At 70.0% G+C, this 16,905-nt stretch carries 15 protein-coding genes; 10 read left to right on the top strand and 5 right to left on the bottom strand.

What is annotated here, in order from left to right:
- The first annotated feature begins 209 nt into the window (after positions 1-209).
- The 6 genes from AB0B20_RS04790 to AB0B20_RS04765 all read left to right on the top strand — a co-directional run bounded on the left by AB0B20_RS04790 (position 210) and on the right by AB0B20_RS04765 (position 5,623).
- On the top strand, positions 210-1,673 hold the full coding sequence (locus AB0B20_RS04790) for an AMP-binding protein (RefSeq protein ID WP_357468138.1): 1,464 nt from the start codon (positions 210-212) through the stop codon (positions 1,671-1,673).
- Positions 1,670-1,930, top strand: coding sequence for a phosphopantetheine-binding protein (locus AB0B20_RS04785; RefSeq protein ID WP_357386681.1), 261 nt, complete (start codon positions 1,670-1,672; stop codon positions 1,928-1,930). Before AB0B20_RS04790 ends, AB0B20_RS04785 begins: the two co-directional genes overlap by 4 nt.
- Before the next feature lie 20 nt (positions 1,931-1,950).
- Positions 1,951-2,328, top strand: a complete 378-nt coding sequence (locus AB0B20_RS04780; protein WP_357386683.1) for an ectoine synthase — start codon at positions 1,951-1,953, stop codon at positions 2,326-2,328.
- 8 nt (positions 2,329-2,336) lie between these two features.
- Positions 2,337-3,518, top strand: a complete 1,182-nt coding sequence (locus AB0B20_RS04775; protein WP_357386685.1) for an acyl-CoA dehydrogenase family protein — start codon at positions 2,337-2,339, stop codon at positions 3,516-3,518.
- On the top strand, positions 3,515-4,228 hold the full coding sequence (locus tag AB0B20_RS04770; protein ID WP_357386687.1) for a transglutaminase domain-containing protein: 714 nt from the start codon (positions 3,515-3,517) through the stop codon (positions 4,226-4,228). Before AB0B20_RS04775 ends, AB0B20_RS04770 begins: the two co-directional genes overlap by 4 nt.
- A gap of 240 nt (positions 4,229-4,468) precedes the next feature.
- Positions 4,469-5,623 carry an aminotransferase class I/II-fold pyridoxal phosphate-dependent enzyme gene (locus AB0B20_RS04765; RefSeq protein WP_357386689.1) on the top strand — a complete coding sequence of 385 codons (1,155 nt, stop codon included), beginning with the start codon at positions 4,469-4,471 and terminating at the stop codon, positions 5,621-5,623.
- Between the two features lie 66 nt (positions 5,624-5,689).
- On the opposite strand, the gene AB0B20_RS04760 is transcribed toward AB0B20_RS04765, so the two are convergent.
- The 3 genes from AB0B20_RS04760 to AB0B20_RS04750 all read right to left on the bottom strand — a co-directional run bounded on the left by AB0B20_RS04760 (position 5,690) and on the right by AB0B20_RS04750 (position 8,865).
- Positions 5,690-6,478, bottom strand: coding sequence for a methyltransferase domain-containing protein (locus AB0B20_RS04760; RefSeq protein ID WP_357386691.1), 789 nt, complete (start codon positions 6,476-6,478; stop codon positions 5,690-5,692).
- A 126-nt stretch (positions 6,479-6,604) separates the two neighbouring features.
- The gene (locus AB0B20_RS04755; protein WP_357386693.1) at positions 6,605-7,837 is read right to left on the bottom strand and encodes an MFS transporter; all 1,233 of its coding nucleotides are present in this window, start codon (positions 7,835-7,837) and stop codon (positions 6,605-6,607) included.
- Positions 7,834-8,865: a GNAT family N-acetyltransferase gene (locus tag AB0B20_RS04750; protein ID WP_357386695.1), complete on the bottom strand. Its 1,032-nt coding sequence runs from the start codon at positions 8,863-8,865 to the stop codon at positions 7,834-7,836. The genes AB0B20_RS04755 and AB0B20_RS04750 overlap by 4 nt, the downstream gene beginning before the upstream one ends.
- Before the next feature lie 162 nt (positions 8,866-9,027).
- Between AB0B20_RS04750 and AB0B20_RS04745 the strand changes: the two genes are divergently transcribed.
- Both AB0B20_RS04745 and AB0B20_RS04740 read left to right on the top strand, forming a co-directional pair.
- Positions 9,028-10,629 (top strand): PLP-dependent transferase, encoded by a 1,602-nt coding sequence (locus AB0B20_RS04745; protein ID WP_357468134.1) that lies wholly within the window; start codon positions 9,028-9,030, stop codon positions 10,627-10,629.
- Between the two features lie 11 nt (positions 10,630-10,640).
- Positions 10,641-11,969 carry an FAD-binding oxidoreductase gene (locus tag AB0B20_RS04740; protein WP_357468131.1) on the top strand — a complete coding sequence of 443 codons (1,329 nt, stop codon included), beginning with the start codon at positions 10,641-10,643 and terminating at the stop codon, positions 11,967-11,969.
- An 89-nt stretch (positions 11,970-12,058) separates the two neighbouring features.
- Here AB0B20_RS04740 and AB0B20_RS04735 read toward each other — a convergent pair whose 3' ends face one another.
- Positions 12,059-12,436 (bottom strand): RidA family protein, encoded by a 378-nt coding sequence (locus tag AB0B20_RS04735; protein WP_357386700.1) that lies wholly within the window; start codon positions 12,434-12,436, stop codon positions 12,059-12,061.
- A gap of 10 nt (positions 12,437-12,446) precedes the next feature.
- Positions 12,447-13,850 (bottom strand): MFS transporter, encoded by a 1,404-nt coding sequence (locus AB0B20_RS04730; protein WP_357386702.1) that lies wholly within the window; start codon positions 13,848-13,850, stop codon positions 12,447-12,449.
- 77 nt (positions 13,851-13,927) lie between these two features.
- On the opposite strand from AB0B20_RS04730, the gene AB0B20_RS04725 reads away from it, so the two are divergent.
- Complete coding sequence (locus AB0B20_RS04725) at positions 13,928-15,544, top strand: PLP-dependent transferase (protein ID WP_357468128.1); 1,617 nt, start codon at positions 13,928-13,930, stop codon at positions 15,542-15,544.
- Positions 15,545-15,569: 25 nt separating this feature from the next.
- Positions 15,570-16,886: a phosphoribosylamine--glycine ligase gene (purD, locus tag AB0B20_RS04720; RefSeq protein WP_357468124.1), complete on the top strand. Its 1,317-nt coding sequence runs from the start codon at positions 15,570-15,572 to the stop codon at positions 16,884-16,886.
- Positions 16,887-16,905: the final 19 nt, after the last annotated feature.

The raw sequence follows: 16,905 nt of genomic DNA, 5'->3' as shown, positions 1-16,905 counted from the left end.
GGTCGGCCGACCCGGCGCCGTGTCCCCGGGCACGGATCCCATCGATGTCAAGAAATACCAGCATGTCGCGCCGATGTCGGGCGGCTCGTCGGCGCACCCGCGGCCCTGCGCATTTTGGAAGATGCACATCTGCCCGGCGGACTCGAAGATCGGTGCGTCGGGTCGGTCGGGGGGAGATTGCCGGTCGGCACATGCGAGAGGGGGAAGCGGTGTCGAACGGTTCCATCGCGTCCCGCATCCACGAGCAGGCTGAGCGGACGCCCACGGCGACGGCGTTGCGCTGGCGGGACCGGCTGGTCAGCTACGCCGAGTTGGTCGAGCTGGCCGCGAAGGCGTCCGCCTATCTGGCCGGCGTGCCGACGGGCGAGGCTCCGGTGGCGGTGCGCGCCACCAAGTCGCCGGAGTCGGTGGCGGCGGTGCTGGCCTGTCTCGCCGCCGGGCAGCCGGTGCTGCTGCTCTCCAGCGACCTGGGTGCGCAGGTCTTCGACGCGCTCGTCGAGCGGGCGGGGTGCGCCGCGGTCCTCGCGGTCGACGACGGGGGCCTGCGGGTCCGGCCGGTCCCGGTCGCCCGGACGGCGCCCGCGCTCCCGCCGGGCACCTGTCTGCTGCTGACGACCTCCGGATCCACCGGGCTGCCCAAGATCGTCCCGCTGCCGGCCGCCGGCGTGGGCCGGTTCGTCGACTGGGCCGCCGGCCAGTTCGGCATCACCGCGGGCACCCGGGTGCTCAACTACGCGCCACTCAACTTCGACCTCTGCCTGCTGGACGTGTGGGCCACCCTGTGCCACGGCGGCGAGGTGGTGCTGGTCGACCCGGCCCGGGCGGCCCAGCCTCGCTACCTGCTGGAGTTGTTCGCGCAGGCCGGGCCGGCTGTCGTCCAGGCGGTGCCGATGTTGTTCCGGCTGCTCACCGAGGCGGGCGACGGCAGTGCCTTCCCGGAGGTCCGGCACGTCCTGCTGACCGGCGACCACACCCCACGCCGGGTCCGTGCCGCGCTGCCGGCCGTGTTTCCCCGGGCGACCTTCCACAACGTGTACGGGTGCACCGAGACAAACGACAGCTTCCTGCACACCTTCGGCCCCGAACAGGCCGCGACGGACGACGTGCTGCCCCTGGGCCGGCCCATCCCCGGGGTGGAGGTCGCACTGCTCGACCAGGGGCAGGTGCTGACCGGCCCCGGCACGGGCGAGCTCGTGGTGGCCACGCCCTTCCAGGCTGACGCCTACCTCGGTGACCAGGCCCCGGGGGACCGGTTCTTCCGCCGGGTCACCGACCGGGGCGAGCGCACCTGGTACCGCACCGGGGATCTGGTCCACCGGGGCGCCGACGGCCGGCTCACCCTGGCCGGTCGCAACGACTTCCAGGTCAAGGTCCGCGGCGTACGGGTCAACCTCGAGGAGATCGAGCGGGTCATCCAGACCCACGACCAGGTCGTCGAGGCGGTCGTCGTCGCGTTGCCCGACCCGGCGGCCGGCACCCGGCTGTACGCCGTGGTCCGTACCGGAGGCGACGGCCCGAGTGGCCTCGCCCTGCGCACGTACTGCGCCGCCCGGCTCACCCGGGTGGCGATCCCCGAGATTTTCCGCCTGGTCACCGAACCGCTGCCGGTGGGACCCACCGGCAAGGTCGACCGCCGTCGGGTCTGTGACCACCTGATGAGGGAGCTGATATGAGCCTCGCCGACGAGATAACCCGGTACGTGGTGTCGGAGTACCTTCCGGGCACCGCTCCCGAGGAACTCGATTCCAGCTACGACCTGCTCGACACCGGTGTGGTGGACAGCCTGCGGCTGCTCCAGCTCATCGCCTGGCTCGGCGAGCACTACCGGATCCCCATGGACGACCTGGACATCTCGCCGGACAACTTCCGGTCGGTCGACGCCATGGCCGCCTTGGTCACCACCGCCCGAACCCACGCCGCCATCGGCTGACCGGACGAGGACTGAAACTGATGATCGTTCGCACGAGGGAAGAGATCGAGCCCGTGGAGTGGGGCAACGGTCTCAGCTACCGGTACCTGCTCACGACCGACAAGATGGGCTTCACTGTGTGCCACACGGTCGTACGCGCCGGGACCAAGTCGCGGCTGGAGTACCGCCGCCATCTCGAGGCATGCCTGTGCGTCGGCGGTCAGGGCTCGGTGGTGACCGCGGACGGCTCCCAGACCTGGGAGCTGCGGCCCGGGGTGCTCTACGCGTTGAACGAGCACGACGCCCACTTCCTGATCGCCGCGCCCGACACCGATCTCGAGCTGATCAGCATCTTCAACCCGCCGCTCGTCGGCACGGAGCGACACAACCTGGACTCCGTCGAATTCTCGCAGTACTGAGGCCGGGCATGCGCTGGAATGACGAACAGCGGGCTTTGCGCGACGCGGCCGAGCAGGTCGGACGGCAGGTCGGCGCGGACCATCTGGAGCGGGACGCCAGCGGCGAGTTCTCCTGGGACGGGTGGAAGCGCCTCCGCGCGACCGGGTTGTTCGGACTGCCCTTTCCCGAGGCGTACGGCGGCCTCGGCCGTGACCTGCCGACCACGATGTACGTCCTGGAAGGGCTCGGTTACGTCTGCCGCGACGCCGGGCTGACCTTCTCCGCCTGCACCCACCTGGTCAGCACCGGAGTCCCGTTGCAGCGCTTCGGCTCTCCGGCGCTGCGGGAGCGGTACCTGCCGGAGATCGCCGCCGGCACGATGATCGGCGCGCACGCGATCACCGAGCCGGCCGGCGGCTCCGACGTGACCAACATGGCCACCACCGCGACCGCGCAGGACGACCACTTCGTGCTGCGCGGCAGCAAGGCGTTCGTCAGCAACGGCCCGATCGCCGACCTGGTGGTCGTCTACGCCCGTACCGGTCGCCCCGGTAACCCGACAGCGGTCACCGCGTTCCTGGTCCGGCGGGACTCGCCCGGACTGAGCGTCGGCGGGCCGATCGGCAAGATGGGGCTGCGCACGTCCCCGCTGTCGGAGGTGTTCCTCGACGACGTGCGGGTGCCGCGCGACCATGTCGTCGGATCGGTCGGCGCGGGCCTGCTGGTGCTCGACGCGGTGATGCGGTGGGAGATCCTGTGCGGTTTCGCCGGGGTGCTGGGCGAGATGCAGCACCGCCTGGAGCGGTGCGTCGAGTACGCCCGCACCCGCGTCCAGTTCGGGGCCGCGATCGGTTCCTACCAGTCGGTGTCGAACCGGATCGTCGACATGCGCATCGACCTGGAGACCTCCCGCAAGTGGCTCTACGACACCGCCGAGCGGATGGCCGCCGGGGAGAACGTCGCCACCGATGTGGCGATCGCCAAGCTGGTCGTCAGTGAGAGCAACGTCCGGTCCGCACTCGCCGCCGTGCAGGTATTCGGCGGATACGGCTACACCACCGAGTACGGGCTGGAAAAGGACCTGCGCAACGCGGTGTCCGGAACCATCTACTCCGGTACCTCGGAGATCCAACGTCAGCGGGTGGCGGCCCTGATGGGGCTGGGTCGGACCGCCCCGGCGGCCGGCTCGACAGGGGGGCGCACGACATGAGTGACATCGACCCGGCACTGGTACGGGCCACCGAGTTCCTGGACTACGACTCGCCCGTGGTGCGCGGCTTCGTCCGAGATGCCCTCGGCGACGACGCGGGCGGCTCGGACGTCGACAAGGCGGTCCGGTTGTACTACGCCGTGCGGGACGGCATCCGCTACGAGGTGTACGGCGCGGACCTCTCCCGCCGTGGGCTCACCGCCAGCGGGGTGATCGAGCGCGGCTTCGGTTTCTGCGTACACAAGTCGATCCTGTACGCGGCGGCGCTGCGCGCGGTCGGCGTGCCGAGCCGGATCGTCTACGGCGACGTCCGCAACCACCTGGCCTCGCCCCGGCTGCGGGAACTCGTCGGCGGCGACATCTTCCGCTTCCACAGCCTGACCTCGGTCCACCTGAACGGCACCTGGGTCAAGGCGACTCCGGTGTTCAACAAGATGCTCTGCAAGCTCTACCAGATCAGGCCGCTGGACTTCGACGGGCTGTCCGACAGCCTGTACCACCCCTTCGACGAGCAGGGCCGGCAGCACATGGAGTTCCTGCTCATGCGGGGGGAGTTCGACGACGTCCCCTACGACCTCGTGGTGGAGGGCATCCGTTCGGCCCATCCGCTGCTGTTCGCCAGCTCGCACACGACGGCCGCGGGCTCGCTGGTGGCCGAGGCGACGGCGCCGGACGGCTCCCGTGCCGGGGGTGACCAGGTCCCCGCCTGAGTTCCGGTCCGGTCGGCGGATCCGCGCGGCGTTCGCGCGGATCCGCCGTTCGGCGTGCCGTCGCGCCGCTTCGTCGCGTGGTGGCCGGGGCCGGCAACGTGAGAGAAGACAACGGAAGGCCGGCCTGGCGATCATGGAAGCAGCGCCGGCCGCTGCGACGCCCGCCACGAGCCGTGCGGTCAGCTGAACCGTTCACCCTCGCTGCCGGCAGCGTCAGCTACCGGAGTTCGGAGACCAACCATGGCGAAGATCGGCAAGAGGATGCGCGGCATGCAGCAGTCCTCGATCAGGGCGATGACCGCGCGGTGCCAGGAACTCGATGCCATCAACCTCGCGCAAGGGCTGTGCCAGGTGCCGCCGCCGCCGTCGTTGCTGGTCGAGAGCGCCCGCGATTTCGGGAAGGTGGACCACTCGTACAGTCCCGCCGAGGGCCTGGGCGTCTTCCGGGACGCGGTCGCCGACCGCCTCAAGCGGCACAGCGGGCTCAGCGTGGACCCGTCCACCGAGGTCGTGACCACGATCGGCGCGACGGGCGGTCTGCTGGCGACGCTCACGGCGCTGCTGGACGCCGGTGACGGCGTGCTCGTCTTCGAGCCCTTCTACAGCTACCACCTGTCAGCGCTGAAGGTGCTGAACCTGCGCCCCGAACCGGTGCGGCTCGCCGCGCCGACGTTCGAGATCACCGAGGAGGGCCTGCGGGCCGCCATCACCGAACACACCCGCGCGATGATCGTCTGCACGCCGAACAACCCGAGCGGGCGACGGTTCACCGAGGCGGAGCTGATGATCGTCTCGGCCGTCGCCGAGGAACACGACCTGCTCGTCATCAGCGACGAGGTGTACGCGGACATCTACTTCGGTTCCGACCCGCACCTCGCCCCGGCGACCGTCGGCGGCCTCGGCGAGCGGACGCTGACGATTTCCTCGCTGTCGAAGTCGTTCAGCATCCCCGGCTGGCGGCTGGGCTACGTCTGCGGCCCGGCCCCCCTGATGAGTACGGTGCGGCTCGCCGCCGACGCGCTGGTGGGATGCGCGGCCACCCCGTTGCAGGAGTTCGGCGCGCGGGCGCTGCGGATGGGTGACGACTACTACCGCGACCTGCGTGCCACGTACGACGGCAAGCGCCGTGCCCTGGCGGCCGGCTTCACGGCCGCCGGGCTGTCGCCCAACGAGCCCGAGGGTGCCTACTACCTGCTGGTCGACTGTTCCGCCATGGGAGTGGCGAGCGGGACGGAGGCAGCCGAGGTCCTGCTGGAGAGGACCCGCATCGGCACGGTGCCCGGCGAGGCGTTCTACCTCAACCCGCCGGAGCGGCCGTACGTGCGGGTGTCCTTCTCCCTCTCGAACGACGTGATCACCGAGGTCGTCACGAGACTGGCGAACGGGGTGCTGTGACAGGGCCGGGCCGGCGGCCCCGCACGGGGCCGCCGGCCCGGGCGCTGCCGTGCGTTCCGGCCGGCCTCACCGCTTGGTGACGGCGAGCACCTGACTGTAGTAGCGGGTGAGGTGCCGGTCGTAGTAGAGGAACTCGTAGGGCACGCCCTCGTGCTGGCCGACCTCCGACCACTCGTCGCTGTCCACCAGCTCGTGCAGGTCGCTGACCCAGTTCGCCTCGTCGGTGTACTGGCTCTCGAAGGCCAGCGGGCTGGAGAGCACGAGCAGGCCGCCCGGACGCAGCAGCCGCGCCGCCGCCGACACGACCTGGCGTGGGTCCGGCACCCGGTCGACGACGTTGAGCACGCTGACGAGGTCGAAGTGGCCGGCCTCCCGGGGCACCTGTTCGGCCGGCACCGGGTAGACGGTGGCCTTGTCGTCCGGCTTCGGGATGTCCGCGGCGTCCACGAGGCGGAAGTCCGGCCGCTCGGAATCACGCGGTGGCATGGGGAACCAGCCGTCGAACGGCTCGCCGCACAGCAGGCGCCGCGCCCACACGTTGAACATGTCGGCCGGTTCCGACAGCACGCGCTCCTCGTCGCCGAAGCCGCGGCGGGCCATCTCGTACAGGAAACGGCCCGTGCCGCCACCGACGTCGAAGACCCGGGCCGGCGGCTCCGCGGACGGCCACCACTGCACCACGAGGTCGGCCGTCGCGCGGGCGAAACGCCCCGCGACCGGCGGCTCGGCCCGCGCGAGGCGGCGGTCCGGCAGGGCCTCGGGCAGGACGACGTCCCCCCAGTCGGTGTACAGGTAGCTACCGAGGAAGGCCTGCGAGGCGTAGTTCTCCATGACCTTGGGTGAAACGGTCGACACGTCACTCTCCTGGTCGGCCCGGCGATTGGTCAGGCCAATGCTGCCCGCCGGAGATCGACCAGTCATCTCCCATGTTGCTTCATGCCGGCACGATGTGATGTTCCGTCCGCGCTCCCTCGGCGCGGGTCATCGCTCCGCCCGCACCGGCTCGCCGCCGGCAGGACTCCCGACGCTCTTCTCGGACACGAAATCGCTCCGGACGACCCGAAGCAGCGCGACACCCAGTCCCGCCGCGGCGGCGACGCCGGCCATGACGAGGAAGGCGGAGATGCCGAGCTGGGTGTAGGCGAGAGCACCCAGCAGCGGGCCCACGACCATTCCGGTGTCGGACACCATTCCGAAGGCCCCGAAGGCGCGCCCGAGCAGATGCCGCGGCACGCGGTTCACCCCTTGCCGGGTCACCAGGTACAGCACCGGCTGAGCCGTCATGAACAGCAGCAGGCCGGCACCCATCGCCACCACGCCGTCGAACAGGCCGACCGCGGCGAGACCGACCGCCTCGGCGCCGAGGGCGTACGCGGCGATCACCAGCAACGGCCGGGACTCCACGAACCCGGCGCAGGTCATGGCCACGACCATGAACATCGCCAGCCCGGCCGTGTAGATCGCCGAGGTGTAGGCGACCCCGTTGCTCGTGAACGTGTCGAGGTGCAGGGGGACCACCGGTTCCAACGCCGAGAACAGCGCGTTGTTGATCAGGTCGAGCACCGCGAAGAGAGCCACCAGGAGAACCAGCGGGCGGACGGCTCCCGTGCTCCATCGCTCTGCCTCGGCGGCCGGCGGCTCGGCCTCCACCGGCTCGGTCCGGAGGCCGAGCAACAGCACTCCGCCGGCGGCGGTCACCACCGCGCCGGCCAGGAACACCCCGGTGAATCCGAGTACGGGGTGCAGCAGACCGACCACGGCGGGACCGAGCACCATGCCGGCCGTGCAGCAGCCACCGAACCAGCCCAGCACGCGGGCTGATCCGTAGCGCGAACGGGCTCCCAACGAGCTGGCCAGCTGGTAGAGCACCGGCATGGTGAGCCCCTCGGCCACACCCCAGGCGAGCCGCCAGGCCAGCACCTGCCAGCCCGCGGCGGCGAAGGCCAGACCGAGCACTGCGGCTGCCGTCAGGCTCATCCCCAGGAAACCCAGCACCTGCGGACGTGGCGTGCGGTCGACCAGGATCCCGCCGATCGGCTGCGTCAGTGCCTTGGCCACGGCGAAGCCGCTGAACGCGGCGGCGATCTCCAGGGCGGACATCTGGAACCGCCCGGTCAGCTCCGGCACCAGGGGCACCAGCATGGTGTACGCGATGTTCATCATCACCGCGGACAGCAGCAGCGCCGCGATCCCGGTCCGTCTGCCGGTGGTCATGGATGCTGCGCTAGTCCCTCGTAACCGGCCACTGTCAGCAGGCCTTCGTGCACGGTCGTCAACCGCGGGCGGTAGACGTCGACGTCCTGCGGGTCGGCCGCGTACCACAGCCCCCAGAGGTGGGTGCCTTTGAAACCGTGCTGCTTCTTGAACGTGTCGTTGCCCCGGCCGAACTCGATGACGTCCCAGCCGCGCTCCACACCCTGCGCGAGGAGTTCGTACAGCATGAACGGATAGGGGCTCACCTCGTGGTAGACGCTGGCGTCGGTGCCGGCGCCCCAGATGTAGAGCCGGCGGTCGTGCTCAAGCGACACGGACACCCCGATCGTCCGGTCCTCCCAGACGGCCCGGATCAGACTGGCGTACGGCGTGGACAGCACCGCCTCCAGGGTGGTGCTGTCGTACAGCGCCGGCCAGCCGTGCTTGACCGACGAGCCGTTCGTCAGCTCGAGAACCCGGTCGATCTGCGCCACCGCGTCAGGGCCCGTCTCCTCGACGAGTTTGACGCCCTTCTCGGTGGCCCGGCGCCAGCGGCGTCGCCAGTCGGTCCGCTTCCTCGTCTTGACCTCGCCCATCACCGGGTCCGGTCCGCTGCCCGGGTTCTTGTAGTAGGCGGTGTCCAGGCGGGCGAAGACGTCGGGCGGCCGGACGGCGGCCCACTGGCGGGCCGGACCGGGTGGCAGGTTGAGCACCAGGACCCCGGCCGCACCGAGGTCTCGCGCCTGCTCGCGGGTCTCGTCGACCAGGGCAGCCACCGCCGACTCGTCACCGGCCAGATATGCCGGGCCGTAGACGGAGTAGATCGAGCCGACAGTGAGTACCGGCCGGTCCCAGACGACGCCGCTGCCGGTGTCGTTCTCGAGGCCCTGCCAGAACGGCGAGTATTCCAACAGGTAGCGCGGCGCCCGACCCGGGTGGATGACACGTCGCCGCTCGATGGTCGCCCGTGTCCACGCGTCGAGCCATTCCTGGGTGTCGAACACCGTCGGCCGGTGGGACTGCGCCTCAGAGGACGGCGTGACGGTCATGGAAACTCCTCCGTACCGCGGACATTCCACCTCTCAAACTAGGCCCGGACCGCGCTCGCGGGCGAGAGCCGCTTCCGAAGAGCGCATTTTCCGAGATGGATGTCCGAACACCCGCACGATCGAAGATGCTCATCGCGCCGGGCGGTTGCGACGATGGCGCTCATGACGCGATCCATCGCCTGGCATGACGGCATGACGGGCGGGGACCACGGCTTCGGCGGCCCTGCGGGCTCCGTGACGGCACCGGGCCTCGGCGCCGGCGCGCCGCTCGACGACGTGCTGCCCGAGCAGGTGAAGGACCTGAGCGAGCAGTTCGACGGCTACCTCGTCGAACTACGTGCCGCGCGGCGCGAGATCGACGAGTACGCGACGTACTGCGTGCGCAACGAGCTGCCGGTGGACGAGCCGGTGCTCGCGCAGCTGGTAGCCGCGACGCACCAGGTCGGTATGCGGATGGCCCGGCAGCAGCAGGCCCTGCTCGCCGCCTCCACCACGGACGCGGCGGACCTGCTGGGCGCGAGCGAGGCGGTCCTGCGGTTCGGCGTGGCGACGCTGGCCTATGTGCGGCACTCGCTCGACTGGTCCGCGAAGTCCTACGGGCAGTCGGCCCAGGTGCAGTTCTTCGGCACCCAGTCCGAGGCGTGGCCGACGATCCACTACGACCGCAACGGTACGCACGCGTCCGTGATCCGGGTCGAGCGCCAGCTGCTGGAGTTGCTCGGCCTCCCGCCTGACCGGTTCGCAATCGGGGTGACCTCCTCCGGCATGGCGGCGTACACCTGGATCGAGGCGTTCCTGCTGCGGGACCGGCTCCGTGCGGGCGACACGATGCTCCTGGCGCCCTACATCTACTACGAGGCGGCGCAGCAGCTCCACGCGCTGCCCGAGATTCGGGCCGAGCGGGCGACCGGGTACACCGTCGAGGAGTTCATCGCGGACGTCGTCCGGCTCCGCCCGAAGGTCATCTTCGTCGATCCGCTGGCGAACAACGTGCGGCAGCGGATGTTTGACCTCCCCGAGCTCTTCCGGCGGCTGCGCGAGGTGGTGACCGAACGCTGCACCGTGGTCGTGGACGGGACGATGACCGGCGCGTCGCTGCAGCCGGCACTGCTCGCCTCCGACGACCGGCTGGAGGTCATCTACTACGAGAGCTGCACCAAGTACCTCCAGTTGGGCATGGACTTCGCCCTCGCGGGTCTCGTGGCGTACCCGATCGAGCTGGCCGAGCGGATGGACATGCTGCGCCGCAACACCGGCCTGGTGCTCGCCCGGCACAACGCCGAGCTTTTCCCGCGCTACGAGGTCTCGGTGCACCGCAGGAGAATGCGACGGATCTGGGCCAACGCCGAGAGGGTGGCGACCCTCCTGCACGCCGATCCTCGGGTCAGCTCGGCCGGGATGGTGCACCACCCGGTGCTGCCGCACCACCCGGACCGGCGGCTGGCCGCCGACCTGCCCTACGGCAGCGGCATCGTGACGTTCCTGTACCACGATCACGTACGCAACGAATGGGACAATCTCGACACTGTGGTCGACCACATCCTGGTGCGGGCCAGGACGCGTGGCATCCAGGTCACCAAGGGCGTGAGCTTCGGCTACTCCGTACCGAGGGTGTGGGCGCAGAGCGTCAGCACCACCGAGGAGGAGTACAGATATGTGCCGATCCCCGACGACGAGCCGCGGTTCCTCCGGCTCTACGTGGGGGACCGGATGCATCAGGTGGAAGGCCTCGTCGAGGCCATCGCCGAAGCCATCGTGGGATGACAGGAGGCGGTATGGGTGACCTGATTGACGGCTTGGACGGATGGGTGCTCCGGCCGGGGGACCGTGACTACGACGACGCACGCGCCGCCTGGAACGGGATGGTCGACCACCGGCCCCGGATGATCGTCAAATGTGCGAGCGTGCGGGACGTGGTGGCCGCCGTGCGCACCGCGCGCGACGCCGGGCTGGAGATCGGCGTGCGGTGCGGCGGACACGCCGCACTCGGGCCGGCCGTGCCGGAGAACGGTCTGCTGATCGATCTCCGGCCGCTGCACGGTGTACAGGTCGACCCGGCACGTCGCACCGCCGTCGTCAAGGGCGGAACACTGCTCGGCGCGGTCGACCGCGGATCACTTCCGCACGGTCTGGCGACCACGACCGGAAGTGTCTCGCACACCGGGGTCGGCGGGTTCACGCTCGGTGGCGGCATGGGCTGGCTGGCCAGGCAGTACGGACTGGGCTGCGACAACGTGCTGTCGTTCGAGGTGGTCACGGCGGCGGGGGAGGTGCTGCGGGCGAGCCGGACCGAGCATCCGGACCTGTACTGGGGGCTGCGCGGCGGTGGCGGGAACTTCGGCGTGGTCACCGAGTTCGAGTTCCGGCTGCACGCGGTCGACCCGCGGGCGCTGGTGGCGGAGCTGACCTTCCCGATCGACGCCGGTCCGGCGGTGCTGCGCGGCTGGCGGGATCTCAGTGCCATTGCGCCGCGCCAGGCCACGTTCACCGCGTCGGTCTCCGACGCGGAGGTCACCGTCGGGTACGTCTGGGTCGGCGATCCCGACCAGGGCAAGGGCCTCGTGCCGGAGCTGTGCGGGCTGAGCCGGCCGGTGCGCGAGCGGGTGTACGAAGCGAGCTATCACGAGCTGCAGACCAGGGACGACGAGGCGGATCGGCACGGCCTGCGCCAGTTCTCAAAGGACCACTACCTGTCGACGTTCCCGGACGCGGCGATCGAGGCGTACCTGTCCCGTGGGGCGCGGGACGGCAGCGGCGAGGGACTGCCGGGCGGCTGGCTGGAGGCGTACGGCGGGGCGATCGCCGAGGTGCCGGACGAGGAGACCGCGTTCGGCCACCGGCAGACGCTCTTCGAGTTCGGGGTCCGCTCGTCGTGGACCGATCCCGCCGAGGACGCCGACCGGATCGCGGTGACGAAGCAGGTGGCGGCGGCGCTCGAACCGTTTGCCAGCGGGGTCTACGTGAACATGCTCAGTGACGACGGGACCGACGGTGTCCGCCGTGCCTACCCGCCCGCCAAGCTGACCCGGCTGGCCGAGGTGAAGCGGGCCTACGACCCGGACAACGTGTTCCACCTCAACCAGAACATCAAGCCGGCGCCCTGATCGTCGCCGACCCGCGAATGCGGAAACCCGCCAGGTCGCGTCCGGCGGAAGGGAGGACGCGACCTGGCGGGCCCGGATGGTTCAGGGCATCAGGCTGCCGCGATGGCCTCGATCTCGAGCAGCCAGGACTCGTCCCAGCATCCGGTGATGATGATCCCCAGAGCGGGCCGGTGGCCGCCGAGCATCTCCTGCCTGATCTTGGAGTTCATCTCCCGGTCGGAGCGATCGGCCAGGTAGGTGGTGACCTTGACGAGGTTCTCGACGGTCATCCCGGCCTCGTGCAGCACCGCCAGCACGTTGCGCCAGACCAGCCGGCACTGTGCCTCGAAGCCCTCCGGCACCGCTTCCTCGGCGGTCAACGGCGCTTGACCGGTGATGAAGAGCAGCCGCTGCGCACCGGTGACGAGCGCACCCTGGGAGAGCCCCGGATCGGCGAGATGCGGGGGATCCACGTTGGTGAAGTTCATGCCAGCGATGCTAAGAAGTCCCTACCCGGGTGTCATCCTCGTGCGTGCTCAGTTGCCCCGTGGACGACCGGGCGCTCCGGTCCCGCACGGCCGGGACGACGGCGATCAGCAGCAGCGCCGCGGTCAGCGCGAAACCGGCCGGGTAACTGAGGATGTCGGCCACGAAACCGAATCCCACGGCGCCTATCCCGAGCCCGGCGTCGTAGGCGAAGTTCCACAGCGCGCTCGCCCGGCCGAACTCGGCCTTGTCGACCCGCTCGAACAGCATCACCATCGTCACGTTCTGCCCCGCGCCGAAACCGATGCCGAACAGCACCATGCCCGCGATCACCGCGACCGGGCTGTCCAGCCAGACCACGCAGAGGGTGCCGACGGCCGCCGAGAGCACGGCCGGGACCAGCAGCCGGGACACGCCGTGACGGTCGGCGATCCAGCCCGCGGCCCAGCGCGCCAGCGCGACCAGGCACGACTGGATGAGCAGAGCCAGCGCGGCCAGGCCGCGTGAATCCGCCGACACCGCCAGCGGCAGGAAGGTGGCGAACACGCCCGAGGCCACCGCGAGTGCCGTGAAGATCAGCGTCGGGCGGGCCAGTGCTCCTGTCATCCCCTTGAAGACCCTGGGCTCCTGCTCGACCCGGCCGGCCCTGGACGGCAGGAGGAGCACGGCGATCACCCCGGCCAACCCGATCACCGTCATCGCCGTGAAGATCGTCGAGAATCCGACGTGGTCGGTGAGCCACACCCCGGCCGGCAACCCCACGACGGCCGGTATCGCGCAGATGACCCCGTACAGCCCGAGGGCTTCCCCGCGGCGTTCGGGTGGGACCAGTTCGGCGACGAGGGCGCCGCCGGCGACCACGAAGATGCCGAACCCGGCGCCCCGCACCAGCGACACCGCGATGACCAGCTCCACCGCCGCCGAGACGGTCAGCAACAGCGACGGCACCGCCAGCAGGAGCAGCCCCAGCGTCAGCACCGTCCGATAGCCCCATCGAGCCAGCAACTTCGGTGCGGCCAGTTCCAGCAGCACCGTGGACAGCATCATCGCACCGGTGGACAGACCGGCACCGACGTCGCCCGCGTCCGACCCGCCGGCATAGAGCGGGACGACCGACAGGAGCAGGAAGAAGTTCGTGAGCGCGCCGAACGCGGCCAGCAGCAACAGGACCATCTGGCGGTTCAGGATCGGCGTCGGAGTGGTCGTCCGCCCCTGGCGCTTCGAGAGGTCGGCCGCTCCCGTGCTGCGCGCCTGCTTCGCGGGTGGCGCCTGCGGGTCGACATCCATGACAGCGTCGTATCCCCTCACCGGCAATGTAGCCCAAGATTCGTGACAAGTGTGCCCATGCCTACCGACCAGGTCGACGTGATCCGGCAATTGAGCAATTTGGAACAAGATTTCGTGGCGTGGCCACAAAGTAGCATCAGAGCTGGCGTGACGATGTCCGCCGGAGCGGCGTTCCCGGTACAGCCGGCCCGAGTTGGAGGAGCACGTTGCCAGAGCACACGCGGTCGACGGCCGACGACAGCGGCGAGCCGCGGGTCCTCTCCGGCGGCCCGCCGGCAACCACGGGGCCGGTCGGCGACGTCGCCGGGCCGCAGGCGTCCGACCAGGTTAAGGACTTGGTCAAAGCGCTGGACAGCTGCGCCTGGGAGCTGAGCACGGCACGGCACGACATCGACGAGTTCGTCGGATATTGCGAGCGCAACACGCTACCGGTGGACGAGCCGGTCGTCGCCGCCCTGGTCGCCGCGGCCGACGCGGCCGGCGAGCGCATCGCCGAGCAGCGGCACCTGCTTCTGACACTGTCCGCGATCGACGCGAGCCTGCTGTCGGCGAGCGAGCTGGCGCTCCGCTTCGGGTTGGCCACGCACTCCTATGTCCGTGGTGCGCTGGAATGGCGTTCGGCCGCATTCGACCAGTCGGTGGCCGTGCAATTCTTCGACCTCCGGGCGCAGGGCTCACCAATCGTGAACTACGAGCGCTACGAGCACGATCCGGTGCGCCGGGTCGAGGCGCAATTGCTCGACGTTCTCGGCCTGTCACCGGAGCGCCATTCGATCAGCGCCACCTCGTCCGGTGTCGCCGCCTACACTCTGGTCGAGGCATTCCTGCTGCGGGAGCGGTTGCGCAACGGCGACCTGGTCCTGATGGCGCCGTACATCTACTTCGAGGCGTCCGAGCAGTTGGTCACGCTGCCGTTCGTCCGGGTCGAGCGGGCCTCCGGGTACGGCGTCGAGGAGATCATCGCCGATGTCGTGCACTACCGGCCGCGAGCCCTCTTCGTGGACCCGCTGTCGAACACGGCCGAGCAGCGGATGATCGACCTGCCCGGCCTGCTGGCCCGGCTGCGCTCGGTGGTCATCGAGCGGACCACAGTCGTGATCGACGGCACCATGCTCTCCGGTGGCATGCCGGCCGACCTGCTGAACAGCGACGACAAGGTCGAGGTGCTGTACTACGAGAGCGGCTCGAAGTACCTCCAGTTGGGCATGGACGCCGGCATGGCCGGCATGGTGGCCTACCCGGTCGAGTTGCGGGAGGCCTTCGACCGGCAACGCCGCAACACGGGATTGATCCTCTACCGGCACGGCGCGGACCTGTTCCCGCGGTATCAGCGATCCTTCTATCGCCGGCGGATGACGCGGATCGGCGCGAACGCCCTGCGGATCGCCGAGTTGCTGCGCGGCGACCACCGGGTCACCGATGCCGGCGCGGTCTTCTACCCCGGTCTGCCCGACCACCCCGACGTCCGGATCGCCGAGCGGCTGCCGTACGCGGGTGGGTGTGTGACGTTCCTGTTCCACGACCGGGACCGCAACACCAAGGGTGAGCTCAACCTGCTGTTCGACCGGATCTTCGCCTACGCCCGCGTCTCGGGCGTGCAGGTGACCAAGGGAGCCAGTTTCGGCTTCTCGATCCCACGAGTGTCCGCCGCGGACGCCTTCGCCGAGGGCGAGCCCCCCTTCCTGCGGCTCTACGCGGGCGACCGGGCCGACCAGCTCGAAGCGCTCGCCGAGGCGTTCGCCCAGGCCCTCGCCGACCACGTCGGCGTGTCGCCCCGCGATCTCGCGGGTGACGGCTCACCCCGGATTTCCCGAGTCCCATAACTGCCGCCCCAACGGGAGCCCTTGGATGCGCAATGTGCTCATCATCGACTACGCCGGCCGGGGCCACGCCTTCGCCGACCTGTTCGTGAGAACCGACCCGGACGTCACCGTGCACCTCGCCCCCGGTTGCGCGGCGATCACGGACGATCGCATCGTCTCGGCGCCCTGGCTGGACATCTACCACTCCGGCCCGGTCGTGGAGTACGCCCGGGAGATCGGCGCGGACCTGGCCATGCCGGCCCATCCCAGATCGCTGACCGAAGGGTTCGTCGACGAGCTGCGCGCCGCGGGGATCCCCACCATCGGCCCGGACCGGTCCGCGACCCGTCTCGAGTCCAGCAAGAAGTTCACGAAGGAACTGTGCGTGAAGTACGGCATCCCGACCGCGGGATACCGGTACTTCGAGGATCCGGCGGCCGCCATCGCGTACGTGCGCTCGGTCGACGGCCCGCACGTGGTGAAGGGCAACGAGTCGTGCCAGGGCAACGGCGTCTTCATCTGCGACACCGAGGCCGAGGCGATCGACGCGATCAACCGGCTGATGGTCTCCCGGGACTTCGGCCCCGGCGGACGAACCATCATCATCGAGGAGAAGCTGGTCGGCCGGGAACTCCTGTACTTCGCGCTGGTCGGCGGGGAACACCACCTGATGCTGCCGATGGCGGTCGACTACCCCCGGTCCGACGACGGCAACCGCGGCGTCATGTGCGGCGGCATGGGCGCCTTCTCGCCGAGCCCGGACGACACACCCGAGGAGATCGAGAGGTTCGAGCGTCAGATGCTGCGGCCGCTGCTTGCCGCGATCAACGCCGAGGGACTCCACTACACCGGGGTGATCTACGTCGGCTGCATGCTCGTCGGAGACCAGCTCCACCTCATCGAGATCAACGCCCGGATGGGTGACCCGGAGGCCGAGGTGGTGTTCCCCCGGATCACGACGAACTTCACGGAGGTGGCCGCGTCCATCCTGGACGGCAGCCTCGACCGGCAACCGCCGCTGGCCGTCACCGACGAGTGTTTCGTGAACGTCGTGGCCACCCAGGGGCCGACCAGGGAGCCCGGCCGGTCCTTTCCCGGCTGGCCCTACGGGGAGTACGGCCGCGGCTATCCCATCACCGGTCTGGACGCCGTGGACCGGGACCGCTGCCTCGTCTTCTACGGTGCCGCCCGCACCCGGCCCGACGGCCAGCTGATCACCGACGGGGGCAAGAGCATCAACCTGGTCGGTCGCGGCGCCACGCTCGACGAGGCGGCCTCGCACGCCTACCAGGCGATAGCCGAGGTGAGCTTCCAGGGCATCCGGTACCGCAACGACATCGCGAAGGCCATGCCGTGGGATTGACGCCGGACCAGGCCCGGCG

Origin of the sequence: Micromonospora sp. NPDC049151, assembly GCF_040648395.1 — a bacterium.
Classification (GTDB): Bacteria; Actinomycetota; Actinomycetes; order Mycobacteriales; family Micromonosporaceae; genus Micromonospora.
Note: the sequence above shows the minus strand (reverse complement) of the source record. Positions and strands in the feature narration are given on the sequence as shown.